The organism is Ensifer sp. GW821-FHT05G01 (genome assembly GCF_059419585.1).
The window spans coordinates 333,988-358,043 of sequence record NZ_JBWKSC010000006.1 but is presented as its reverse complement, the minus strand read 5'-3'; the positions used below and the strand labels follow the sequence as shown (position 1 = coordinate 358,043).

The 24,056-nt window shown below is 56.4% G+C and carries 22 protein-coding genes and 1 pseudogene; 11 read left to right on the top strand and 12 right to left on the bottom strand.

Annotated elements, in window-relative coordinates; all coding sequences use genetic code 11:
• Positions 1 to 40: 40 nt before the first annotated feature.
• Genes AC07UR_RS17550 through AC07UR_RS17525 form a run of 6 tightly spaced genes read left to right on the top strand, consistent with a single transcriptional unit; the run spans position 41 to position 4,990 of the window.
• Positions 41 to 985 carry a CBASS oligonucleotide cyclase gene (locus AC07UR_RS17550; RefSeq protein ID WP_209790927.1) on the top strand — a complete coding sequence of 315 codons (945 nt, stop codon included), beginning with the start codon at positions 41 to 43 and terminating at the stop codon, positions 983 to 985.
• A 3-nt stretch (positions 986 to 988) separates the two neighbouring features.
• On the top strand, positions 989 to 1,486 hold the full coding sequence (locus AC07UR_RS17545) for an HORMA-1 domain-containing protein (protein ID WP_209790928.1): 498 nt from the start codon (positions 989 to 991) through the stop codon (positions 1,484 to 1,486).
• Positions 1,483 to 2,379, top strand: a complete 897-nt coding sequence (locus AC07UR_RS17540; RefSeq protein WP_209790929.1) for an AAA family ATPase — start codon at positions 1,483 to 1,485, stop codon at positions 2,377 to 2,379. Before AC07UR_RS17545 ends, AC07UR_RS17540 begins: the two co-directional genes overlap by 4 nt.
• Complete coding sequence (locus AC07UR_RS17535; protein ID WP_209790930.1) at positions 2,379 to 3,545, top strand: hypothetical protein; 1,167 nt, start codon at positions 2,379 to 2,381, stop codon at positions 3,543 to 3,545. The genes AC07UR_RS17540 and AC07UR_RS17535 overlap by 1 nt, the downstream gene beginning before the upstream one ends.
• Entirely contained in the window at positions 3,542 to 4,093 is a 552-nt protein-coding gene (locus AC07UR_RS17530; RefSeq protein ID WP_209790931.1) for a 3'-5' exonuclease, read from the top strand. The genes AC07UR_RS17535 and AC07UR_RS17530 overlap by 4 nt, the downstream gene beginning before the upstream one ends.
• Before the next feature lie 54 nt (positions 4,094 to 4,147).
• Positions 4,148 to 4,990: a hypothetical protein gene (locus AC07UR_RS17525; RefSeq protein WP_209790932.1), complete on the top strand. Its 843-nt coding sequence runs from the start codon at positions 4,148 to 4,150 to the stop codon at positions 4,988 to 4,990.
• 21 nt (positions 4,991 to 5,011) lie between these two features.
• On the opposite strand, the gene AC07UR_RS17520 is transcribed toward AC07UR_RS17525, so the two are convergent.
• The 8 genes from AC07UR_RS17520 to AC07UR_RS17485 all read right to left on the bottom strand — a co-directional run bounded on the left by AC07UR_RS17520 (position 5,012) and on the right by AC07UR_RS17485 (position 12,286).
• The gene (locus tag AC07UR_RS17520; RefSeq protein WP_209790933.1) at positions 5,012 to 6,382 is read right to left on the bottom strand and encodes an SH3 domain-containing protein; all 1,371 of its coding nucleotides are present in this window, start codon (positions 6,380 to 6,382) and stop codon (positions 5,012 to 5,014) included.
• A 117-nt stretch (positions 6,383 to 6,499) separates the two neighbouring features.
• Positions 6,500 to 8,494: a tetratricopeptide repeat protein gene (locus AC07UR_RS17515; protein WP_209790934.1), complete on the bottom strand. Its 1,995-nt coding sequence runs from the start codon at positions 8,492 to 8,494 to the stop codon at positions 6,500 to 6,502.
• 57 nt (positions 8,495 to 8,551) lie between these two features.
• On the bottom strand, positions 8,552 to 9,346 hold the full coding sequence (locus tag AC07UR_RS17510; protein WP_494700046.1) for a lysozyme inhibitor LprI family protein: 795 nt from the start codon (positions 9,344 to 9,346) through the stop codon (positions 8,552 to 8,554).
• A 39-nt stretch (positions 9,347 to 9,385) separates the two neighbouring features.
• Positions 9,386 to 9,673, bottom strand: coding sequence for a nucleotidyltransferase domain-containing protein (locus AC07UR_RS17505; protein ID WP_209790936.1), 288 nt, complete (start codon positions 9,671 to 9,673; stop codon positions 9,386 to 9,388).
• A complete protein-coding gene (locus tag AC07UR_RS17500) occupies positions 9,673 to 10,317 on the bottom strand; it encodes a hypothetical protein (protein ID WP_209790937.1) in 645 nt (214 codons plus the stop codon). Before AC07UR_RS17500 ends, AC07UR_RS17505 begins: the two co-directional genes overlap by 1 nt.
• The gene (locus AC07UR_RS17495; RefSeq protein WP_209790938.1) at positions 10,314 to 11,000 is read right to left on the bottom strand and encodes an HNH endonuclease; all 687 of its coding nucleotides are present in this window, start codon (positions 10,998 to 11,000) and stop codon (positions 10,314 to 10,316) included. The genes AC07UR_RS17500 and AC07UR_RS17495 overlap by 4 nt, the downstream gene beginning before the upstream one ends.
• 266 nt (positions 11,001 to 11,266) lie before the next feature.
• The gene (locus tag AC07UR_RS17490; RefSeq protein WP_209790939.1) at positions 11,267 to 11,626 is read right to left on the bottom strand and encodes a hypothetical protein; all 360 of its coding nucleotides are present in this window, start codon (positions 11,624 to 11,626) and stop codon (positions 11,267 to 11,269) included.
• Between the two features lie 297 nt (positions 11,627 to 11,923).
• A complete protein-coding gene (locus AC07UR_RS17485; protein ID WP_209790940.1) occupies positions 11,924 to 12,286 on the bottom strand; it encodes a hypothetical protein in 363 nt (120 codons plus the stop codon).
• Positions 12,287 to 12,453: 167 nt separating this feature from the next.
• Between AC07UR_RS17485 and recQ the strand changes: the two genes are divergently transcribed.
• Positions 12,454 to 14,313: a DNA helicase RecQ gene (gene recQ, locus AC07UR_RS17480; protein ID WP_209790941.1), complete on the top strand. Its 1,860-nt coding sequence runs from the start codon at positions 12,454 to 12,456 to the stop codon at positions 14,311 to 14,313.
• A gap of 76 nt (positions 14,314 to 14,389) precedes the next feature.
• Here the strand turns inward: recQ and AC07UR_RS17475 are convergent, their stop codons facing one another.
• The gene (locus tag AC07UR_RS17475) at positions 14,390 to 15,337 is read right to left on the bottom strand and encodes a DUF4238 domain-containing protein (RefSeq protein ID WP_209790942.1); all 948 of its coding nucleotides are present in this window, start codon (positions 15,335 to 15,337) and stop codon (positions 14,390 to 14,392) included.
• 152 nt (positions 15,338 to 15,489) lie between these two features.
• Between AC07UR_RS17475 and AC07UR_RS17470 the strand changes: the two genes are divergently transcribed.
• Complete coding sequence (locus AC07UR_RS17470; protein ID WP_209790943.1) at positions 15,490 to 17,193, top strand: ATP-dependent nuclease; 1,704 nt, start codon at positions 15,490 to 15,492, stop codon at positions 17,191 to 17,193.
• Between the two features lie 208 nt (positions 17,194 to 17,401).
• Positions 17,402 to 18,229 carry a DUF3800 domain-containing protein gene (locus AC07UR_RS17465; protein ID WP_327795858.1) on the top strand — a complete coding sequence of 276 codons (828 nt, stop codon included), beginning with the start codon at positions 17,402 to 17,404 and terminating at the stop codon, positions 18,227 to 18,229.
• A gap of 523 nt (positions 18,230 to 18,752) precedes the next feature.
• Here the strand turns inward: AC07UR_RS17465 and AC07UR_RS17460 are convergent.
• Positions 18,753 to 19,238: pseudogene (locus tag AC07UR_RS17460) on the bottom strand (DEAD/DEAH box helicase); the annotation flags it as partial.
• Between the two features lie 199 nt (positions 19,239 to 19,437).
• On the opposite strand from AC07UR_RS17460, the gene AC07UR_RS17455 reads away from it, so the two are divergent.
• Positions 19,438 to 20,277 (top strand): glycosyl transferase, encoded by an 840-nt coding sequence (locus tag AC07UR_RS17455; RefSeq protein WP_234941897.1) that lies wholly within the window; start codon positions 19,438 to 19,440, stop codon positions 20,275 to 20,277.
• A gap of 84 nt (positions 20,278 to 20,361) precedes the next feature.
• On the opposite strand, the gene dnaG is transcribed toward AC07UR_RS17455, so the two are convergent.
• Positions 20,362 to 22,383, bottom strand: a complete 2,022-nt coding sequence (gene dnaG / locus AC07UR_RS17450) for a DNA primase (protein ID WP_209790945.1) — start codon at positions 22,381 to 22,383, stop codon at positions 20,362 to 20,364.
• Between the two features lie 236 nt (positions 22,384 to 22,619).
• On the opposite strand from dnaG, the gene AC07UR_RS17445 reads away from it, so the two are divergent.
• Complete coding sequence (locus tag AC07UR_RS17445) at positions 22,620 to 23,537, top strand: hypothetical protein (protein ID WP_209790946.1); 918 nt, start codon at positions 22,620 to 22,622, stop codon at positions 23,535 to 23,537.
• Here the strand turns inward: AC07UR_RS17445 and AC07UR_RS17440 are convergent.
• Positions 23,518 to 23,967 carry a GatB/YqeY domain-containing protein gene (locus tag AC07UR_RS17440; protein ID WP_173420771.1) on the bottom strand — a complete coding sequence of 150 codons (450 nt, stop codon included), beginning with the start codon at positions 23,965 to 23,967 and terminating at the stop codon, positions 23,518 to 23,520. The two genes, AC07UR_RS17445 and AC07UR_RS17440, sit on opposite strands and share 20 nt — an antisense overlap.
• Positions 23,968 to 24,056 lie beyond the last annotated feature (89 nt).

Sequence of the window (24,056 nt, the reverse complement as noted above, 5' to 3'; positions counted from 1 at the left end):
CGCTCCGAGCTAAAAATTCGTCTCCGAAAGGACTTTTTCGATGCCGCTGACCAATACCGCCCTCTTGAACTACGACCACAACGTTCTCCGCCTGTCCGCAGACAAGCGTAAAGAGTATCATGAGCAGGTTGATCGGCTGGTTTCCGAATTGGGCAAAACGCTCAAAGGCCGGGCCGATATCAAGATCACGCGGGTCTTGAAGGCCGGATCGTTCGCAAAATTCACGATCCTGAAGAAGACCAGTCAGGACCCGGTTGACGTTGACCTTGTAATCTATGTCGCCGGTGTTGACCCCGACAAGGAGACGCTGGAGCAGCTCCTTGACGACATCCACGCTGCATTGGTTTCCATCTATCCGTCGAAATCCGTCGAAGACTTCGAAATCCAGCGCAAGGCCGCCACCGTGAAATTCGTGGGCAGCGGCCTCTACGTCGACATCGTGCCCGTTGTCGAAGACCCTTACCGCCCTGGCTATGGTTGGCAATACGACCGTGATGGCGGGAAGATCGAGACCAACCCGCCGGGCCACTTGAAGTTCATCAAGGATCGTAAGGATACTGACCGTCATTTCCGAACGCTTGTTCGCATGGGCAAGCGTTGGAGCCGCCATGCCGAATTATCAGCGCTCAAAGGCTTCCACGTCGAGCTGATTATGGCCCACGTCCTCGCGAAATACGGAGCGACCGAGAGCATCGAGAAGCGCTTCCGCGACTTTCTCCTTTATATCGCGCAATCTGGACTGAAAGAAAAAATCAGCTTCCCGGAAAACACTGGGGTTCAAGGCAATTTCACTGATCCGGTAGTCATCCTCGACCCGGTCAACAGCGAGAACAACGTGACGTCCCGCATCACCGAGGCTGAGCGCCAGGAGATCGTCAAAGCGGCGGGTCAGTCCTGGGAAGATGCGAACTATGCCTCTGCCGAGGACGACGACGACATTTGGAAGGAAGTCTTCGGAAATCGCTTTTCGGTCGAGGAGGCATAAGCAATGGCTGCAACCTATTCAGCAACCGCCACCGGCAGCTTCACTGTTACTGATATCGGCGTTGTCGTTCGGCAGTTCACGACCGATTTGAAAATGATCGCGTCTAGCACACGCGCCATGACCGAGAAGGACGCATCGGCGTATGGTACCGATATCGAACTACTCGCGGCCCACGGCTACCTCAAGTCGGTTGATGTAACCCTGATGTTCGGCGGATCGGAAGTTAGAGCCGTCAGATATCATGTCGATGAAAACACTGGCGCGATTAAGTCGTCTCGGCCTGGCGGGGTGCTTTGGCCGGAGCTTACTGGCGGCTGGATTAGGGTCGTTTTCACGCATACCAGCGATCTCACAGACGCCGTTCTTCAGTCGTTGGGAAGCAAACTGAATAAAACCTGGGGTAACTCTTCCGCAGACACGAGCCATTCGTCTCTCACCTCTTCCGGGGGCCGGACCTACGCAAGCAACGGCTGGGGTATGCGCCGGGAGGATTGGTCGTGACCGAGTCGTCGTTGTTTGATGCCGAACTGCCTCTCCCTGACGACGGTCTCGCTCAAAAGGCGAAGACGCTGATAGGATTCGATGAACGGTATCAGGCGGTACATGCCCAGCTCCGGCTCCTGCTGAATTCCAGCGACCTCCCCGCCTGGAATACGAAGTTTCACCATGGAAAGCTGAACCTTGGGGCATTGCTGCAGGAGCAATATCCTTTTGCCATCTTTCATGGAGACGTTGGCACCGGCAAGACCGCGACGGCAGAGACAATCGCCAACCGCTTGGTTGCCGAGGCGAGGGTCGAGGACGCGACGCTGTTCAAGATGAGTAACCGTGTGCGCGGCAGCGGCATGGTCGGCGAGATGGGAACGCTCATTTCCCAAGCCTTTCAGCAAGTGATCAAGGCGGTTGGAAAGAGCAAGCGGGCTATCCTGATTATCGACGAAGGTGACTCCCTCGCCGCAAATAGGTCGCAGGAACACAGTCACCATGAGGACAAGGTCGCGGTCAACACGCTCATCCAGCACATTGACGATCTACGCCGGTTTAACGGGCGCATTCTCGTAATCCTCTGCACGAACCGCCTGTCCGTCCTCGATCCCGCGCTCCGGCGCAGAGCAGCCGTTGTTCGCGCCTTTTCGAGACCGACGCCGGAGGAGCGAAAAGCTCTCTTCAGCAGCGACCTTGCCGCTCTGAACCCCTCCTCAGACGACCTTGCCAAGCTTGTTGCCACTACCGGACAACGCGCCGATCAGCCGACGTGGACATATTCGGACATCCGTACCAGGCTCTATCCGCAAGCTCTGGCGAAGGCATTTCCAACTCAACCGCTCTCCGTGAACCTCTTGTTGCATGTCGCGTCTGCTATGACGCCGTCGCCAGTGATGGAGGACAAGTGATGCCGAGGTCACCACTGTTCGGACGCCGTATTCACATCACCGGCAGCATCTCAAAAGAGCTGGAACACGCCTCTGCCGAGAATGTCGCGCTGGCTCGTCAGTTCGTGGCCGCGCTCGTCAAGGAGCTTGTGAAGAAGGGCGCTAATTTCGTGGTACCCGTGGACGCCGAGCCGACGCGCGACATTGACGGAAGCCCGAAGATTTTCGATTGGCTTATCTGGGAAACCATTGAGAAGAACGTAATTCATCGACCTTCGGACGCGCCTGGGATTATGGCGGTAGCGGTTCAGCACCACAAATCTGAGGGGCAAATCCCGCCGCAGTATAGAGAAATGTGGGATGGCTTGCGCCGGTCGGACAAGGTCAAAATCGACAATGCTTCCTTTTGGAACATGGCCAGCAAGAGGATGGAGGCTCAGGCGTACTGGGGTGACATACTGATACCAATTGGAGGAGAGGAAGGAGCCTTGTTTCTGACCAACCTCTACGCCAGCAATGGCAAACCTGTCGTTCCCGTGAATATAGCTGTCACACCGCAGGGAACGGGAGCCCGCCGGGTTTTCGAATTTGGGCTAGGTCGAGCTAACACCAAGCGCTTGTTCCAGACCAGTGGACCAATTGATGCGCACGGCTGGCTCAATCGAGTGAATTTTGCCAGCCAGAGCAACGTCAACGTGATGGTTCAGGACTTCGTCGATCTACTCGAAGCGCTCGTTCCGCCGAAGGCGTTTGCGGTAAGGTTGCTAGATCCGATGCACGAAAACTTCAAAGCCGTCGACGATTTCTTCGAAGGGGTGGTGAAACCAGTGATTGAAGGTCAACTGGGCTTCAAACTCATCGTCGTTGACGGCCGACAGGCTGTAGATCAGTCTCGTATTGATGCTGACATCTTCGCCAAGCTACATCATAGCCAGTTGGTGATTGCGGACGTCACCGGTTCGAGACCGAACTGCTTCATAGAGCTTGGATATGCGCTCGGTCGCGGCCATCCTACTATCCTCACTGCGATGAAGGGCGAGAAGTTTCCGTTCGACATCACGACGTACGCAGGGTTCCCCTGGGTGCCGACGAAAACTTCTGTTGAATTGCAGAAGGAACTGTTTGAACACTGGACGTCGGTTCAAGCTCGCCCGCCTCTGGTCGACGTGGAGCCATTGATCTCATGACCGAAAAGCGTGAGGAAATTTTCATCTCTGTCGACATTGAGGCAGCTGGTCCAATCCCCCCGGACTACAGCATGCTTTCGCTCGGCTGCTGCCTAGTCGATGATCCCGACATCAGCTTCTACGTCGAATTCAAGCCGATCAGCGAGAACTTCATCCCCGATGCGATGGCTGTCAGCGGGTTCGATCTCGACCGCCTGAAGGAAACCGGCACGAACCCTGAAGAGGCAATGCGCCGCCTCGACGAATGGGTCGCTACCCATTCCGGAGGCGGAAAGCCGATTTTTGTGGGCTTCAACGCACCCTTTGATTGGGCCTTTGTGAACTATTATTTCCTTCACTTTTTGAAGAAGAACCCTTTCGGCATCGGAGCCGTCGATATCAAAGCGATGTATATGGGGGCTACAGGTTCTTCCTGGGACGCCACGCGATCAAGCCAGTTTCCTGTCGAGAAGCAAAAAGATGACGAGAAACATGATGCGCTTGCGGATGCCCGTCACCAAGCCAAGCTTTTTCGGTACGTTCGCGACCTGCGCATCCAGTCCCTTTAGGTAGACGGTGCGGAGCAGATTGCTACGACTTTATCGGAAACTGGGCCGCACCGTATGCAAAATGACGACTTCGCGCTACTGGCGGTAGTTGACGCCTATAAATGGTGGATCTCTTCAGATTACGGCTTCCTGCGCCTGACAGGAGCAGTCGACGATTGTGGCAACCCCTCGGAAACGGGAGTGTCGGCGATCAGTAGCACAAGCCTAAGAAGAATTGCTCAGGCCTACTCGGTGTCACGAAACATCCCTTCCGACGAAATAGACAGCCAAGCCCAGCAGGTCGTCGACCTTTTCATGAAGTCCCCGCCTCCGGAGATTAGTTCCAAGGATTTGCTCACACGAGCGCAGGCTTTAGCCGCTCTGTCGAAGAAGACGCCAATGTTCGTGAAACGGAAGGATGGAAGCAATTCTAAACGTCAGTTGGCGTCCGCTCTGTCGAAGTTGTCTTGGTTCATTCACCCAGAGGGTTGGACAATCTTCGATAAATACGTCGGGGCAGCTGTGATTGGTCAGGACGGATCAGGGTTGGCACAAATGTCGGCATTCTATCAAAAGCTCGCACCATCCTGGCAAGCCAGATCGGACGAAGTGTGCAGCGCGGCCGAGCGGGCGGGTTTTCACCCCTTCTTGGGCTATAGGATCATCGACAAATATCTCTACTGTCATGGCCTGGGTATGTATCGCGAACCAGGTCAGGGAAGGAAAACATCCAGGCTGATCGCAGCTTCAACCCTTGAAGAGAAGCTATCCCGCCCGGCGGTCGAAGAACACCGACGGTCATTGAATTGGACTTTGGAAGCGTTCGGCGATCCCATTGCAGGAAACCTCCGCAATCTTGTGGACCTTGTCGGAAAAAGCTTGTCCGAACTACCAGTCTTCCAAGCCGCGACACGGTGACGATGCTGCCAGACCGATCCGCTATTGAAAACGCTTCATCAGCTTTGCGTACACCCAACCGGTGACCGTTTGACCTGTCACAGGGTCAGAAAATTCGACCTGCAGCCAGTTTTCGACGGTACCTGACACGACAACGATATTGCCTTGCTGCAACTTTCCAAGCAATTGGGCAGTCTTATCCGGGGCTCTTCTTATATTGGCAGTTCGGACAGCGACTGCCTTCGAAACGTGTTTCGTTGCCTCTTGAAGAGAGGCCGCAATCTGGTCGAGTTTGTCGAGCTTTTCGCCATTTTTGTTCAATTGTTCCACGATAGCCGTCGTGCCATCGGGCTTCGCCATATCTTCTCTGTGGTGCATTTCCGCCTGAACCATGGTCAGGATCGATATAACTAGCGGAACTAGGAAAAAAATGACCTGCAGGAGAGAAACCTGCTGCGACGAAGTTGTTGCGTTCGCCACTGCACTTTCAACTGCTTCAACCAGCCTGTTCAACTGCTGATCGAAGTCGTTTCCGGATTGTGCTGGACGAGACTCCATCTCATCGAGCAAACCGACGCCCCGCAATAGCAGGGATTCCTCTCCGGCCTGTTGCCAAAGCTCTCGGTCCGGAACCAACCGCAACGCTCGGGTAGCTATAGCGGTGATCTCGGCCAAAGAACGGTCAAGGTTTGGTGGCGGGGAGATGAGTAATGACGCGGATAAGGCGGCAGCGATGGACGGGGCCGCGAGCACTCTCATATCGTCCTGCATCGACGATACACGAGCAAGAATTTTGCCGTATGAGCTTGTAGGGCCGAACGCTAACGATTGATGCCTCTGCAGGTCTTCCATGAAAGTTTTCATGGGGGCCATCTTGTCGGCCAGCGCCTTCGAGAGATTTCCTACGCTATTTATGCCGGAGATTTTCCCAGCTGATGCGACGCGCTCATTCAAGTCGCGCATCGTTTCCATCATTTTCTCAAGGGAAGTAAGCCCCATAGAGGACTTAAAACTCCGAGTTAAGGCCTCTGCGGTTTTCATCTCTATAAGGCCTGGAAACCTTGACTGAAAATCCATCATTTTTGGAAAACTGCTCTCGGCAAGTTTCGAGAACGCAGTCATCTCCTGCACCCGTTTGCCTAGAGCAAGTGTCGCTGAGTTCTGTAAATTGAACCCGGCGGGCAGGCCCGTTGCCAACCTCTGAGCATCGATTGCCTGTTTTTTTAGCTTTTCTAAACCACCTGCTGCTGCAGCAAGATTGGCGAGGTCAGATCGGGCTTGCTTGATTTGTCTGGCTTCGAGGGGGCGGATCGAGCTTGGCGGCTTTCGTGACGCATCGACGGATGGTCTCTCCAACTTCGAAATGTCGTTTGATGCCTCTGGCTGCCCGTTCTTTTCGTCGTCTTCAGTCACTTGCACCATCGCTCCACCGCAATCGCATGTTTGCAAATAGATACGCGTACGTTGCAGCCAAATGCAACCCAACGACGGGTGCAAGCGGCGTTAGCCGAGATTGCCACCTCCCTCTAACTATACGCCTTCATCATCGAGAGGATCGGAGGTGTTCAGCAGAAAGCTAAAGTCACGACGGACGGCCGCAGCGAGGGCGTCGCCTGGGAAAAGTTTAACAGCCTTATTCCAGATACGGGCAGCCTCGACCGGCTGTCTGCTATTCCAGTAAATGCCACCCAGATTAAACCACGCATGCGCGTTCTGCTTATTCAGTTTGATCGCTTTTCTGTAAGCCCTCACGCAATTCTTGACATCACCGATTAACTCATAAGCTCTGGCTACCTGGCCCCAGCTGAGATCATCCGGTTGCGTGATCTCGGCCTGTTCCAGCAAAATTGGCAAGCTTTCCTGACCCCGGCCAAGGAAATTCAGCGCCGTCCCTAAGCAGTAGCCGTAATCACCACCGTCGAGGTCATACGCCTTTCGGAAACAAATTTCAGCCTCGCTCCAGTCACCTTCATCCTGCGCCCAGTGACCAAGTCGATCCCAAAGATAAGCCGCTGAACCAGGCTCAGTGTATGCGATGACAGACGCGAGCTCCGCTTTGAAATCGGCGAAGCTGGTACCCACGTCTTCCCCATTGAGCCGAAGATATAATATGGTCAAAAGCCGACCACGGACTCCGTCAGCATGACCGGGGTTTGCCTTGAGGAAACGATCCCAAAACACCTGACTTAATTTGGCAATTTCGGTAGAGGAGTTTCCAAAAATGAAAACTTGTTGTGCGCACCATGGCCAGACCCAACTCTCAGTCCCAGCGTGAGGAATAAGAGCGTTGATCTCCCGAAACGCCATTGTTCCATTTCCGAGATTGAAGAAGATATTCACCCGCCAACCCGCGATGGAGTACGTCTTTGTTGGCCGCCCGTCTGTGAAGACAATCTTGTCGAAGTGGCCGAGTGCCTTCTGGAAGTCACCCAGGTGATGATAATGACAAGCCAAGGCGTGATGAGCTTCGGGCAGATCAGGATTTAGATCGAGAGCGAGATGATAATTTCGAGCTGCGACGCTGCCCTCTCCCATCTTGCTGTAACTCGACCCCATATTCTTTAAGACTTGTGCTCGAAACTCGTTGTTGTCTGCTGCGTCTTGGTGACCCAATGCGCGTTCATATGCAGCGATGGCCTCGACCTCATCTCCAAGGGCGCTATGGCCGTTACCGATTGAATAATGGAGCCCCTCGTCTCCGAATGAGCCTTTTCCGAGCCGCCTCGAAAGGAACGCTATCCCTTCTCTCACCCGCTCAGGACGGTCACATCGCCCATTCATACCGAGATTGATCTCAGCGAAATAGCATAAGGACATTGCATCATGATCGGCGTCCAAGACGGATGCAAACTTCTCAAACGCACCGCTGATGTCTTCTTCCTTGTTCTCCCTATAAAGCAATGAAAGCATCTCGACCGCATGATCACGGTCATCAGGAACGTGGATTTGTGCTCGCTTCCGGGCTAGCACGTTTGGCAAATTCTCCGGCGGTGTAGTGACTTGCGCGAACCTCTCATCTCTGGAGGCGAATGCGTTCAACCGGGCCACGGAAGCGAGGGTTGATAAACGGTCTTGCGTCAGCGGCGTCACGAATCGGACAGTAAGTGTCTTCTGAGCAGTCCACTCTCGGTCCCCGTGTACGTTCCGCCGCACAACGCTATCAGCAGAGATGTAGAACAGGGATTTTGTCGGAAGGTGGTAGCAGACGAAGAATGAATAAGCGTTCTGCATCAGGTAATTCAGATTTGTGCGGTCGATCTCGATACTCACCGAACCATCTTTGTTGGCAGCCCTTGCCGTCCCCTTCAGTTGCACATGAAGCCTAACGTTGGTTGCCGCACCGTCATGCGCGACCTCTAGTTGATAATCCGTTCCGAAATCTTTCCGGTCAATCTGTTGGAAAACGTCGGAGGATTCTGAGACGAACTTTTCGAAGGCTGCTTGTGCAGCTATTTCTACGGCGCTGTTGGCATCGCGTTTCGGCAGATCATTTAGGTGCGAGAAGCTCTCGTCTTTGGAACTCAAGGAAATCTCCGTAAGGGCTCGCATTCCGGCACGCCGTAGGTGTGTGCAAACTAGGCGTCACCTGCTTGAGAGCTTTCCAGCGGGGCATAAGGCTTGAAATTGTGGGAGGGCGACTGGATAGCCGTTCGCCATACCGCCATCCAAAGGCTGATTGGTGTCGGTATCGATAATTACAAACGCGTTTCCCATGGACGCCGAGCCGGATCTATTCCGTCCCAGGAAGACGTCGCTTTGCCCGGTGATGGTCGTGAAGCCGCCTGTTTTACAATCGCCAATGAACTTATTGTCCAGCTTGATCGCAAGCTCTTCGGCAATGCACTGATCGGTGACATTCTGAACATAGTCGCGGCAGTACGCGACGGCATCCACCCGCCGGTGTTCTACTGTCATGGCGGCGTGACGTGTGTTCAGCCCAACACGAGCGACCACGGAGACCTGCATCCCAGCCCGACTTCCATAGTAGATCTTGGCATTGTCCTGGGTTGTCCCGCCGCTAGAGTCTCCGAGAATGACCGACTTGTATGCCTTGATGGCCTTCGTCATCGCTGCCTTGAGGCAGGCAGTATCGCTTCCGCATGATCCGCGCTCAGCGAGGAGCGCTCGCGACAACGGCCATGAGGTGGCTGGAGATGCCCTCCTCGCTTCTCGGTAGCCAGCATCTACAGCGTCGTCGAGCGACGACAACTGGTCGTTCGAGCAAATTGCACGTTCATCCGCACTGGACGCCTTTTTGCAATCGAAGCTGACCGCATGGGCCGAGTTAGCAACCAAGACCGCGAGCACAGCGGGGCCGATAAGGCTTAAAATGAATGCACCGCCCGCAACCGCTTTCATCACAGCCTGGTTTGGCATCATCTCTACCCGATGTTTCCAGATGATTCTCTAAGGTGTCTATCGATGCCCTGCCAGTTCCAACAGAGCAACGCACCCCTCATTTTCGACAAAGCCTGTTTCCACCGCCTCGGACGGCAACATGTAGAGGACATGAAGAGGAAGCTCCTCCCCGGCGTTCGCCATTTCTGCTTTCAGCCGCACCAAGGGCTCACCCGGCGGCCCGACGACCAGAATGTCGATATCCGCGCCGACGCCCCGCAGAGACGAACCGAACATGTAGGGCTCGAACCCGGTCATAGATGGACAAGATGAGAGAATGAGGGAAGCCACCTCGGACGCTGTCATCAGGCTTTCTCCATATACTCCTTGAAATCGTCCCACTTCAGTACCTGACACCCAAGATCTTTGGCTGCACTGATCGCCTCCAAAGTTGGGCTGCCGTTAGGGTTGATGTTCCAAAATACATCCACCGCGCCGAACCGATCCCAAAAAGAGCGCACCGAGTCGGCGATTGGCTCGTACTCCAACAGCAAGCCTACCCTCAACGTCCGACCACTTTTCACGGTGATGTCGTATAGCCGGTCATAGTGCCGCTCGATGCCTGTTACGACGCTCCTAGTTTGCAGCAGCAGTCTGTGTGAGAACTTGAAATCCTTGTGTGGGGCCCCCCTAGCCTTGCCCGCCTGCGAAGCAGTACCAAGGGTGCCGGGGGTTCCCCACCCAATTCCGCGCTCTTCGAGGAATTGGATCGCTGCACCATGCCAAACGCACTCTTTGCGGTAGCCACACAGGAAATCGATCTGCGGGCTCAGTTTGAAATAAAATTCGGCTATTGTGGCGTCAATTTCCCTCGCCCCGGATATGGCAGCGACAACGTCGGGCTGATGAATCACCGATAACTTAATGAGGTCCCCGCCCAAGGGTTCAGCTGTGATGCCTGCGTAGGTCTTTGGAAGAAAGTCCAGAGCGTAATTCACCTGCCAACTCATGCGAAAATGGTCTCCATCGCTGCCGGGAACCTGATAGCACCCCCAGCTTCGTCGCAGACGTGGCGTGCTGTCAGCCCTCGGACATGCTCTCGATATTCGGCAAACGTCTTCTCTTCGTCGTCCGACGCGTGACGCAGATTTGCTTCGATAATTGCCTGAATCCGATAATGATTGGGCAGAATCACGCTCCGCATACGATCAGTCCACGTTATGGCGGTCGACGACTCGGGGTCATATTTAAACTCTGACCCTTCGGAAGGCGCAAATTTTTCCCAGATCGCTTTATTCTCTGCCAAGCCTGCGGCAACGGCGTCGCGAACGTCGCGGCGGTTTTCGTAGGTGATGATGCCTTGCTTGCGTGCCAATGCACCGAGATGGTCTCGCTTCCAGCCGAGCAATGTATCGCGAGGATAAGCCTCAGGATTCTTGTCGACGATGGTATGGCATGTCGGGCACAACAAAATCAGGTTCTCGAACGAGTCGACCTCAAAGTCGCCTTTTGGTCGCGCTTCATAACGAGGGCCGGTATCCCCGTGAGGTATGACGTGCGCCATCTCAGCAATATGCTTCAGGCCACCCATCTCGTCTGGGAAAAGCTTTTCCAAACAGCGCTGGCAGTGGCCCGCCGCGTCTGCGAACAAACGGAGTTTCGTTGCAACGGAAATGGCGTCGCGCTTTGCCATGGAAGCCCTCTGGATCACTCTCCTGAGATGGCATTAACGCCCAATCAATGCAAGACTTTGAGTTGCACTCCCGCTGGCGGCTAAACCAACGACCCAGCATCTTACATCTGTAACCGAGCTGCCGGTTTCCGAAACCGCCAAACAGAACGGTCGAGTTCACCAAGCAGTTCGTCGTGGCGACTCTTGCGCGTCATTCGACTTGTTCGAAACGGGCGACGAACCTGTCCCATTCCCGCAACCATCCATTCGACGAAAATTTCTGCTCTTCACCTTGAGAGAGTCGATGTGCAAGTCAGATCCGAGCCCAATACGCGCAGCGTGGAGACGGCGATCATGCAGGCATGTCGGATGATATCGAGGAGCTGCGCCGCCAGTGCTTGGACGATGGCGGTCAGCGTGCTGGCCAAGTAGGCGAGCGGATCGACGGCGTTGAGCTGCCGCGCCATTGTTCGCCAAGTAGATAGATGGTCCGCAATTGGGTTAGGCAGAGAGAAAGTGCCTACGGATTCCAAGTCGATAGGAATTTCCATTGATCCAATGCGGACAGTGCCCGGATAGAAGCTCGGATATTCTCGCTCCTCCTCAGGCAAGAAAATCAAAACGTCATCCTCCCCGGCAACGCGCACGCCCTACCCACCCAATCATGCACCCAACGATACGAGACGCCGTCCGCCGCTCTCGAATGGGTATCGCGCAATGCGCTGAAGGGGTCTGACGGGTTGGCATTGTCGCCCCTCATTTCGGTGGCTGGTTGGAGCGGTTGTTCGCGGCCAGTGAGAACGATTTATTCGAAGCCGCGTTCGCCAGGGTCAAATGGGACGACGATTGAACGAGACACTTTCTGTCTGCAGCGACGGAAGATCGCCATTCAGACACGCGTCGCAGGCTCGGGTTGGTCCTTCGGTGCCTGATAGCACCGAAAGCTATTTGGGTAAGCTTTCCGATGGCCCAAAATCCCGTGTCACGAAAATATACGTGACCGCTCCGCCGTCCGGCCTGGAGTGTGGGTACTCAATCGTGGTCTGGAAGCCTACGCGTGCGCCTACGGACTCTATCCCGGCTGCAACGCCACCCATCCAATTCTGAATATCTTCAAATGATTGGAAGTCTATCTGGCGGCGGCGAATCACAGCGTAGCTGCCGTTCAAAACAGCGTGCGCCATGGACAGGGCGTCTTCAAACGGCTCGAAACACGCTTCACGGGCTTTCATGTCCGCTCGGCCTGCTTTAGCCCCTTCGGCAAAGCCGACCTCGTACCCCACAGTCGATCTTGCGGTATCTGACACGGGAGCCCTCGTACCCTCAATTTTTCTGCATCGCACTAATCCGCAGCAAGGCCAGCCTCGAATCGTGATACACCGCGCGAACGCATAGCAGCCTTTCCTGACTGTACTCTAAACAGGTCGCTCGGCTACCTGCAAAGTCCTCCCATTCGAGAACACACCGCCAATCAATGCACGCATCCAGTCAGCAATCTCCGGTCAACGCGCTTTTCGACCGAAAACTTATCGAGACCCCCCTCGACGCTCTTCGACGAATCTGGGGCTATCCGGATTTTCGCGGGAAGCAGGCAGATGTTGTTCAACATATTCTGGCTGGAAACGACGCACTGGTTCTCTTTCCCACGGGTAAAGGTAAGTCACTGTGCTTCCAGCTCCCGGCTGTATGTGTTGCAGGAGTCACGGTCGTTGTTTCGCCCCTCATCGCGCTGATGCGAGACCAGGTTGAAGAATTAAAGGCCTTGGGGATCGAAGCGGAATGCCTCTCGTCCCAGCAATCCGAAGATGAATCTCGCACGATCAGATCGAAACTTCGCGCCGGAAAGCTGAAACTGATCTACGTGACGCCCGAGCGTGTCGTCCTCCCAGGTTTCGCCGATCTATTCGGTAATGTTCCGATTTCCTTGATCGCAATCGACGAATGCCACTGCGTCAGCAGCTGGGGGCACAATTTTCGTAAAGACTATCTCGGGCTCGGGAAGCTGAAGGAACTGTACCCTGGTGTGCCCAGGATCGCTCTCACCGCGACAGCCGATCCACACACGCGGGACGACATCATCCGTCAACTCCGGCTCGACGACGCTGCCGTATTCGTCGACAGCTTCGACCGCCCGAACATCACCTACCATATCGCCGAGCGGGACAATGCTCGGACGCAGCTTCTCCGGTTCCTGCAGCGCCACGATGGCTCAAGCGGAATTGTCTATTGCCTCTCCCGACGAAAGGTCGAGGAAACTGCGACTTGGCTCAATGATCACGGTATCAAGGCGCGGCCTTATCACGCGGGCATGGACCCCGGGGTCAAAGCAGACAACCAGGATGCGTTCCGGATGGAGGAAGACCTCTGCCTTGTCGCGACGGTCGCCTTCGGAATGGGCATCAATAAGCCGAACGTTCGATATGTCGCTCACCTCGACCTGCCCTCCTCTGTCGAAGGATACTACCAAGAGACGGGTCGAGCCGGTCGCGACGGGCTGCCGTCTGAAGCCTTCATGATTTACGGCATGCAGGACATCGTCCAGCGCCAGCGAATGATCGATGAGGGTGACGCCACCGACGAGATCAAGCGGATCGAGCGGGCAAAGCTAAGTGCTCTCCTTGGCATCTGCGAAACCGCCGGGTGCCGCCGGAAAGCCATCCTCGCTCATTTCGGCGAGGCGGCCCCTGCCCGCTGCGGAAACTGCGACACTTGCAACAATCCGGTCGAGACCTGGGACGGTAGCGAAGCATCCATCAAAGCATTGGCAGCCGTCTACCGAACCGGCGAACGTTTCGGCGCTGCCCATGTGATTGACGTCCTTCTTGGGAAAGTCACCGAGAGAACAACCAAATTTGGCCACGACCAGCTTGCCGTATTCGGCGTCGGCAAGGAGTTATCTGTTCATGCTTGGCAATCAGTGTTCCGGCAACTGCTTGCCCTTGGTTTTATCCGAGTGGCTCATGACGAGTACGGCGCGTTGAAGCTGGAGCCGTCGGCCCACGGAGTTTTCAAGAAGGAGGTCGCTGTAATCCTCCGTCGAGACACGGTTGATGTTGTCCGGAAACGGGAACGTGGGAAACCCGTCGCGTCGGCAGCCCGTTCCGGGATTTCGGTCGAAGACGAAAGGCTATTTCAGTTGCTTCGTGCCAAGCGGTTGGAAATCTCCAAGGAATTGGGTGTCGCTCCGTACGTCGTATTCCCCGATACGACACTCATCGCATTTGCAACTGTCAAGCCAACGACCGAGCGGGAGATGCTCTCTATATCGGGCGTGGGAGCGACGAAATTCGCGCGTTATGGCGAACAGTTCATGGAGATTATCGCGGACGGATGAGCGGTATTTGTCTTTCGCATTCCGACAACTAAACCAACGCTTACCATCAAAGAATGTAAGGAATTCAGCGGATTGATCACGCCCTAGGCTTTGCACCCGTGCCGCGTATAAAATCAAAAAATCCAGGCTGAGGTTCCTTCGCGATATTCTTCGTAACCCACTCTCGATTCCCGGCGTCGCTGGCAAAGACAAACTGTCTTGCTTGGCGCACGACGTGAAGATTGTTCCGACGCACAAACTCCGAATCTCCTCCGCGAAACGCCCTCTCAATTACCTGCTGAGAATGGGCTGCCAAGAATACAGCCTTTGGTCCGATAGGGATCGTAACTAACGTATTCTTCGATTTAAATGGATAGTCACGTCGTACAGGGCGGTCGGAAGTCAGAAGGGAGCGGATACCGGAAATGCGACGAACTTCCCACTGCATGTTGGCAATCGCAAAAGAGATTTCCTTTTGTTCGGTCACATGAGCCATGATTTTGACACCCAAGCGCTTCCCGTAGTCCTCGCCCATGGATGCGATGTATTCTTTCAACGTCGGATGGGCGCTATCTCGCATTGTAGGAAATTCAGTCAGAAGCTTCTGGTATCGAGCCTCCATTCGCTGATCGGGATTTGCCCATTCCACACTGATATTCCGCTTTGCTGATTGAACGTCCTCCGGTCCCCGAACGAGGAGAGACACAATGAACCATGTCCACGCATAACGGTCATCATTGTTCCAACTGCCAGAGGCCCCGTGTTTCTCTAACCTGCCGAGGACCCCACTGGCTGCGCCGTCCTTCGGCTTCATCAGATCGGTTTCAACGACCTCTGCGTCATCCCCGGTGAAGCCGTCGAACGAATATCCATTGGGTTCCCACCCAACCCCCTTTGGAGCCTTTCGGTCAACCGCGACAATCCCTGGCCGCCACAAAGCGTAACGAGTCAGCATTGCCGGACTGCCCGACGCCCATCTCTTTGAATAGAATATCGGGATGTAGTGATGGACTGCAGGCGGAGCGTGCTTCTTTTCGGGCGTCAAATGGAAACCGACAAATGAGTATGGAAACCGGCACGCAGATTGTATTTCGACTCTCCGCGCACCGTAAAGTAGCTATGATAGGAGCGGGAATCACTAACATTTTGGGACGTCATGGCTGAGGCGTCGATCTTGAACGTGGAAAACTTCGCTCGTTGTCCGTCCGAAACTTCCGATGCATTGGCAACACCCCCGTCAAGGTTGACCTGGACGATATCGTTGTCCTCGTCGGCCCGAACAACTCCGGGAAAAGCTCGATTCTACGGGCCTATGAGATAGCCATGAGCGAGGGCTCAAACGCTGGCAAGCTCAAGATTGAGGATTTTCCCAATGGCGAGATCAACCCGGACGAGCCAGTTGAGATTGAACTCGTAACAGAGGTTATCGTCGGTGACCCAGGCAAGCAGTGGCTTGGCGACATCGAAGGAAGACCGGCAGGCGCAGAAGCACGAAAATACGTCAAGGAGAAATGGGTTTGGACCACCATCGGGAAAGGCACCCGGTACGGTTGGAACGTTGAAGCTCAGGACTGGGACAGCAAAAAGCCATGGGGCTGGGCCAATGTTGCCAATGCCCGCCGCCCAGCAGTCCACCCTGTTCGCGCGTTCGATCCGCCTGAAGCGCAGGCGAAGCAAATCCATGATTTGTTGAGCAAAGCCATCCTTGATTCAGCCAAACTGCTCGAACAAAGCGGGATCAAATTATACGACAAAATCCTCAGTGACATAAACGACTTCCAAAAGCTCGCCCTGGACCACAACAAGGAAAAAATTGAAGAGGCGGAGAAGACGCTTAACGACATCGTCTCGACAATTTTCCTCGATCACGTTGTCCAATACATTCAGTCAGCTGAAGCCTCCGACGCAGCACTCAAACTTTTCCCGGATGGCGGCAAGCTGACAATGGGGCATAAGGACGGACATATGTCTGATCTGGAGTCTCAGGGCAGTGGAGCGCGACGGACGATGCTCTGGGCAACGCTGAAGCTTCTAAAAGACAGCGCCACGGATCAGAAGAAAGCAAACGTCCTCCTTATCGACGAGCCCGAACTGTGCCTCCATCCGAATGAAATCAGAGACGCCTGTAAGGTCCTTTATGATCTAGCGTCGAAGGAAGGGTGGCAAGTGATGGTGACAACCCACACCCCTGTTTTCATCGATCTGTCGCGCGACAACACGTCTGTTGTTCGGGTCGAACGGCAAGCCAAAGGCGAAATCGTAGGGACGACTCTCTACCGGCCGGAGGCAGCCCAGCTCAGTGCCGATGACAAAGCCAACCTCAAGCTTCTGAACCTCTATGATCCCTACGTTGGCGAATTCTTCTTCGGCGGTCGGGTGATCCTGGTTGAAGGAGACACCGAGTATTCCGCTTTCCGTTTGCTTATGGACGAGGACAAATCGTTCTCAGACATCCACGTTATTCGCGCCCGAGGTAAGGCAACCATCGCGTCCCTGGCAAAAATCTTGAACCAGTTCGGCGCTTCATACTCAATCCTCCACGATACAGACACGCCGAAAACGACCAGCAGGAACAAAAAGACCGGCGAAGAAAAGGAAATCGTCAATCCGGCTTGGACGACGAACGGGAATATCCTGGCGGCGGTTGAAAAGCAGCTTGCAGCCAAAAGGGTCCGGCTCGTCGCTTCAAAGATACATTTCGAGGCTGCCTTCTTCGACACAGCTCTTACCGGTGAAAAGCCGTACTCGGCAGTGCGCGCCCTTCAAGGTGATGCTGAGCGAAATAAAGTTGTGACCGAGCCGTTCAAGGCGCTGATCGATCACGATGCAAAATTGCCAGACGGCTGCGTAGAATGGTCGAAATTCGTCGAATTGGAGGCGTTATTCCCTTCTGCTGAATAGATCTGGAGTCAACGAAGCCTCCGCGCACGGATAGTTTCATCCACTCCTTCGACGTGAAGTTCGGCGACATTGATACCATGTCCACCGTTCGCAGATTGCGCCCCTTAGCCGATCCTAAGAAGCCGCAAGCGACCTCGTAAGGTTGCGGAAATAGCTGACGTGTACACTGTCGGACAACTGGTTGGACGAACTAGCCTTGGGACGATAAGTGGAACACCTAATCTTTTTTATGGACGACTTCGGCACGCGGACGATGTGCAAGCCAGGTGTCGAGCAGCCTCTTCCGCTAACTGAATTCAGTTTCGGCCTGGGCGGTATCATTGTTCCTTCTGAAAGCGTGGGAGAACTGTCGGAAGCAGTGTTAGCGTTCTGCGGAAGATGGGAAGTCCCGGAGTTGCATGGAAGCAAGATAAGGGGCGGCAAGGGGAAATTTGGTTTTCTGAAAACCGATGACGCCGCCCGGGACCGGTTTTTCTCGGAACTGGACGATCTCATTTCGGACCCGCGAATCACTGCTCATGGCTGCATTATTTGCAGGCTTGGTTATCGTGACCGGTATTTCGAGAAGCACCCGGTAGCCTCCAGATGGCAAATGTCCCGTACGGCATTCGACATTTCGGTCGAGCGGGCAGCAAAATATGCCAGAACAATGGGTCGCCGGATGTCGGTGGTGTATGAGCGCACCGGAAAGGCAGAGGATCGACTGATCGAGAGCTATTTCAAAGGGCTGCTCGCAACCGGGACTGAATTTGATTCCCAGACATCTGCAGTCCATGCGCCCCTCCAGCAAAGTGAGCTTGCAGAAACGCTCATGACCATCTGGCCTGATGGAAAAAACAATCCGATGCTGCAATTGGCCGACCTGGTACTCCATCCCTTGTGCAATCAGCCAACAAAACGACCAGACAGAGCCTATGAAAGGCTTTTGGCGTCAGAACAGATCATTGACTGCAAAAGCGACGATCCGACTATAGCCGTCAAATATTCTTGCTATGATGGATCGTATCAGGAGTGGATATCACCCAAAAACACATAAGGGACCCGAAGGTCCCTTATGGCGGTCGGCGTATAGCCTAACCCCGTGGCATTGCCATGTAATATACCTATAGCACTTTGCCGACGCTTGCAAGTTTCTTGTACCGGTTGTACCCGATAGATCCTCCGTTCGGCGAATGGACCAATAACTTCTTCGGCTGACAGGTCACCATGTCATTTATTGCGTGGATGGCTTCTGACATCCTCACGGGCCTCGCCATGGCGGCCATCATCGCATTGATGTTTGCATGGCCACACTGAAAGCTGAAGCCAGACATCTCGCTGAGCGAGATGAAGCAGACGGGCTGAAGCCCGGATTCTTTTGTATACGAGCCTGACGGACTGCCAGACTCTCCGGTCGCTGTCCGTGCGGCACGTATACGGAATAAGGAATCCGCCTAGACGGCGGATGCTTTGGAGATGAAGACCCCTCCAACAAAATCGGCTTCATATCCCGAAGGGTTGCAGAGTCAATGAGTTATTGATACCTTCTGTTTTATACCCGAAACCGTGAATACGGGAAAACAATGCGCCTCGTCGATGGCGAAAAGCGCAATGCGAGCATTGCCGATGAGGTCGGCGAAGCCGTCGGTCACAATGCGCTCGGGCGTGACGTAAAGCAGCTCAAGCGTGCCGTCGGCAATCTGCCGGCGCACCGCGACCGCCTCTTCGCGTGTCAGCGACGAATTGAGCGCGGCCGCATTGACGCCAAGCTGCTTCAACGCCTCCACCTGATCGCGCATGAGCGCGATCAGCGGCGAAACGACGATACCAAGGCCGGAACGGCAGAGAGCAGGAATCTGGAAGCAGAGCGATTTACCGGCGCCGGTCGGAAACAGAACGACGGCATCGCCACCGCCGGCCACATGCTCGACCACTTCCTGCTGCCGGCCGCGAAAGGCCGAATAGCCGTAGACGCGCTTGAGCACATCGAGCGGCGCTCGGCCGGCATCGTCGAAGAGTTGGCTGGCAGCACTTCTGTCGTGCTGCGCACGTTCGACGAACTCCATTGCATCTCCTTCGGGGAATCACACACTGCCATCATCGCCAGATGCGATGGCAATGCCATAGGCGTCAGCCTATTTGAAGACACAGGGTGGATATCCGGGAGGATCGGTAGGCGTTTTCAGTCGGGGATTGGCGCTTTTGACAGGGCGGCCTTATTGATGCATCGGTACTTTAGGGAACCGATATAATCGGAAGGGCATCATGGCGAACATTCTGGCGGCAAGCGGCGGCGTCAAGCAAGTGATCTGCATCAACTGGGGTACGAAATACGGCGTTCCGTTTATAAACCGGCTCTATGCCATGGTGGCGCGCAACATCACCCCACCCTTCACCTTCACCTGTTTTACCGACAATCGCGACGGACTGCGCGGCGAAATTCTCTGCGAGGACCTGCCGCCGCTCGACATTGCGAACATGCCCACTAAGACGCCGGGCATCTGGCAGAAATCGCGACTGTGGGGACCTAATCTCGGCAATCTCAAGGGACCGGTCCTTTTTCTCGATCTCGACATCGTCATTGTCGGATCGCTCGACTGTTTCTTCGAGATGGAGGGGCCTGACGATGTTGTCCTGGCGAGAAACCAGACGACGCCTTTCGAGCGCCTCGGTCAAACCTCGGTTTTCCGCTTCCCTGTGGGCAAGCTCGTGCCGCTTCAGGAAAAGTTCAGGGCCAACCCACAGGCTATCGCGGACGAATATCGTTTCGAGCAGCGCTTCGTGACACGCAATGCGCCGGGTGGCGTGAAGCTCTATCCCAGACGCTGGGTGCTGCATTTTCGACGGGACTGTCGCCACGTCTTTCCTCTGAATTACTTCCTGGAACCGCGCCTGCCGGCCGATGCGCGCGTCGTGCTCTTCCCTCGCAACCTGCTGCCGCAACATGCGATCGACGGGCAATATGGCGAACGCGGCCACGTGGACACGCCGCTTGGGCACATTCGCCGGCTGTTTACCGGCGATTACCGCGAAAAGAGCCCGATCAGCCACCTGCGCCACTACATCCACCCGGCGCGATGGGTGGCCGAACACTGGCGCGAATAATCGGGATCCTGCCCGGATCAGGATCGGACCGGATCTCGACCTCGCTGAACGGCTTTTCGGCGGTTATACCGACCTGCGCCGATATTACCGGGCCGCCGGCCCCTTCACCCGGCCCGAAAGCACGCCAAAACCTTCGATGATCGCTTCCTGATTCTCAAGCCGGGTCACCTCGAACTGAACCTCCTGCAGAGTGCGCAGCAGTTGAGGCACGGCGTCAAGGTCTCCCTCCTCCGTTGCGTGCGCCAACTCCCGCTCCAGTTCGCGCTTTTGCCAATGCAGCGCCTTGGAGCGCTGGTGCAGCGCCAGCGCCTGCAAATAGCCTTCGCGCGCATCTTCTGGTGCGGCAGCGGCGGTCGCAGTCCAAAGCCGGGCATAGCGGATCTGCTGGTCGATCGCCGCGATCAGATGGGCAAAGCCTTCGGCGTCGAGCTGCTCCACCAACCCCTCGCGCGTCAGGCGCGGGCCGTTGGCGGCAGCGGCATTCAGCACCGCCGCCCAGCAGCGCTGCAGATCGCGGTGATCGAACTCGATGGTCGAGATCTCGTCGTATTCGTCGAACAGCAGCTGCGGGTGATTGACGATGGTCAGCGCCAGCACGCTTTCGCGCAGCGACGGCACGGCCTGCTGGCCGCTGACCAGCGACGAGCGCGCCAGCCTGTCCGAAATTGCCGTTGGGCCTGACGTGTTCTGCTGCCGGCGCCCGTCCTGCCCGCCGCGCTGGCCGCCACCCTGTCGGCCGCCGCGCTCGAACTGCCGCCGCTCGCCGCCGCGACCGGGGCTTGCCGCCTGCAGGAAGGCGTGCAGCCGGTCGCGCATGTCCTGGCCATAGTGACGCCGCACGCTCTCGTCGGCGATGACGGCGGTGACCTGCTTCAGCTTCGCTTCGAGCTCGGCGCGTTTTTCCGGCGTGTCGAACGAACCGCCCTGGATTTCCCGCTGCCAGACCATCTCGGCAAGCGAACGGGCATTGGCCAGCACCTGATCGAACGGCGCCCGCCCCTCCTGACGCACGAGGTCATCCGGGTCCTTGCCGTCGGGCAGCATGGCAAACCGCACGGAGCGTCCGGGCTTCAGATGCGGCAGCGCCAGATCGACGCCGCGGTTGGCGGCGCGAATGCCGGCCCCGTCGCCATCGAAGCAGAGCACGGGCTGCGATGTCATCTTCCAGAGCAGATCGAGCTGGTTTTCGGTGAGCGCAGTTCCGAGCGGTGCGACGGCATTCTCGACGCCCGCCTGGTGCAGCGCGATCACGTCCATGTAGCCTTCGACCGCGATGATCGTCGCGGCACCATTTTCGTTGTGCCCGGCGTCGCCGGGGCGGCTGGCTCCGGACATCGCCCGTCGCGCCCGGGCAAAGTTGTAAAGCACGTTGCCCTTGTGGAAGAGCTCGGTCTCGTTGGAATTGAGATATTTCGCCGGCGCATCGGGCGACATGGCGCGGCCGCCGAACGCGATGACCTTTTCGCGCGACGACAGGATCGGAAACATGATGCGGTCGCGGAAACGGTCGTAGGAAACAGGCACGTCGGGGCCATGCACCACCAGGCCACAGGCTTCGATCTGCTCCTTGCCGATGCCCTTGCCAGCCAGAAATTCCTTCAGCGCATTGCGGCTGTCGGGTGCAAAACCCAGCCGGAAGGTCTCGATCGTGCGGCCCGTCAGCCCGCGCTCGCGCAGATAGGCGCGCGCCTTGGCGCCATTGGCCTGCTGCAGCTGATCCTCGAAGAATTGCGTCGCGAGCTCCATCACGTCGAGCAGGCTGGTGCGCTCTTTCTCGCGCCTCTCGGCCTGCGGGTCGGGCTGCGGCATGGCAACGCCTGCCATGTCGGCGATCTGCTGCACAGCCTCCGGGAAGCTCAGGCCTTCGAGATCGGTGAGGAAACGGAAATGATCGCCGGTGACGCCGCAGCCGAAGCAATGGTAGCGGCCCTTGCGGTCCTCGCAATGGAAGCTCGGCGACTTCTCGCCGTGGAACGGGCAGCAGGCCCAGTAGTCGCCGCGCGAGACATTGGTCTTGCGCCGATCCCAGCTGACGCGCTTGGCGATCACGTCCGAAATCGGCACGCGGTCGCGTATCTCGTCAAGAAAGGTCTGTGAAAAGCGCATGAATACCTCTGGTCGATCCTCCATATAAGCGGGCAGACCGCCGGACGCCACAGGGCACAATCGCCATGCCCGCAATTCACAGGCCATGACAACGGCAATTGTAAACCCGGCTTGCTGTGCGCCGCGATCAACACACGTTAAACGAGAATTTATTTCTACACGCAGGCCGTGTCTCGACCTTGACTCCGGTCCGGCCCGATAGGATGAATTCGCCTCCTGCCCTCGGATCCCGCATCATGGCCCTCTCCGTAGACGCACTTGCATCCAGCGCCGGCTTCTTCAACGCCGTGCTCAGCTATGCGCGCGGCATGGTCGCGATGTATGGCGCAAACCCGCGGCTGGCTTCGATCTTCGCCTCGCAGCAGCGCTGGCTGATGGCCCAGTCGGGCCTTGCCCTCTACCATGAGCGCAACCCGCAGGATCCGGCAAGCGGTCTCTATTCCGGGCGGTTCATCGACTATATCGTCACAAACGAGATCGCCAGCCGCAACACGGCCGCCTCGTTCACGCAGGAGATGGTCGCCTATCGCTTCGCCCGCCATATCGCCGATCGGCCGGACAAGCGAGCCCGGCCGCTGGAGCCGACCGAGGCGGCCCTCGACTACGTCTGGAAATGGCTGCACGCCCATTTGACGATTTTGGACGCGCTCGACGGCGGCACAAGGACGGTTGCGCTCGAGCAGACCCCTGACCTGTTTGCCCGGCTGCAGCCGGCCATCGCCCACGCCCTCGTCGGCAACGACCGGGTGCGCCGGCCCGGGCCGACCTTCGATCTCTTCACCTGGGTCAATTCCGGCGGCGTCGTCATGGACGACCTCTTCTCGCGCATCACGGCGTTTGATCCGGAGGCGGCAAGCGCCGATATCGGCGCCGTCTCATCGAGCGATCTCAGCGAGCGCTTCATGATCTCGAAGACGCATCTGAAGCGCATCTTCGGCAAGGCGTCGGAACTTGGCAGCATGGGGTGGGATGGCCTGCCCGGGCGTGGCAGCGTCTGGCTGTCCAAGGGCTTCATCCGCGAATACTGGGACTATCAGGCGGAGAAATTCGCGCTGATCGACCAAGCCTATGCAAGGCTTGCCGGCACGATCAGTGCCGCAACGGCGCCCGCTGCAGGTGAGCGGGCGCTGTCGATTACTTCAGCAGGTCCTTGACCAGGCCCGAAGCCTTGGCGAAGTCCATCTGGCCGGGATAGCGCTCCTTGAGAGCGTTCATGCACTTGCCCATGTCGCGCAGGCCATGCGCACCGGTTTCCTGGATGACGGAGGCACAGAGTTCGCGAACCTTGTCTTCCGGCAGCTGCGCCGGCAGGAACTGGTTGATGATGACGATTTCCTGGCGCTCCTGCTCGGCAAGCTCCGGCCGGCCGCCCTGATCGTAGATCCGGGCCGATTCCTCGCGCTGCTTGATCATCTTGGCGAGGATCTGCAGGATCTCTTCATCGCCGACCGGATCCTTGCCGAGACCGCGGTTGGCGATATCACGATCCTTGATTGCAGCCTGGATCAGTCGCACGGTCGAGGTGCGCCGCGTATCCTTGGCCTTCAGGGCTTCTTTCAGTACCTCAGCGAACTGGTCGCGCATGTCTTTCTCCATGTCGAAGCCGGCCCGCGGTGCTCATGCCCGGAACCGGTTCGATGCGTCAATGTTGTCGTCGTCTTAAACCAGTGTGG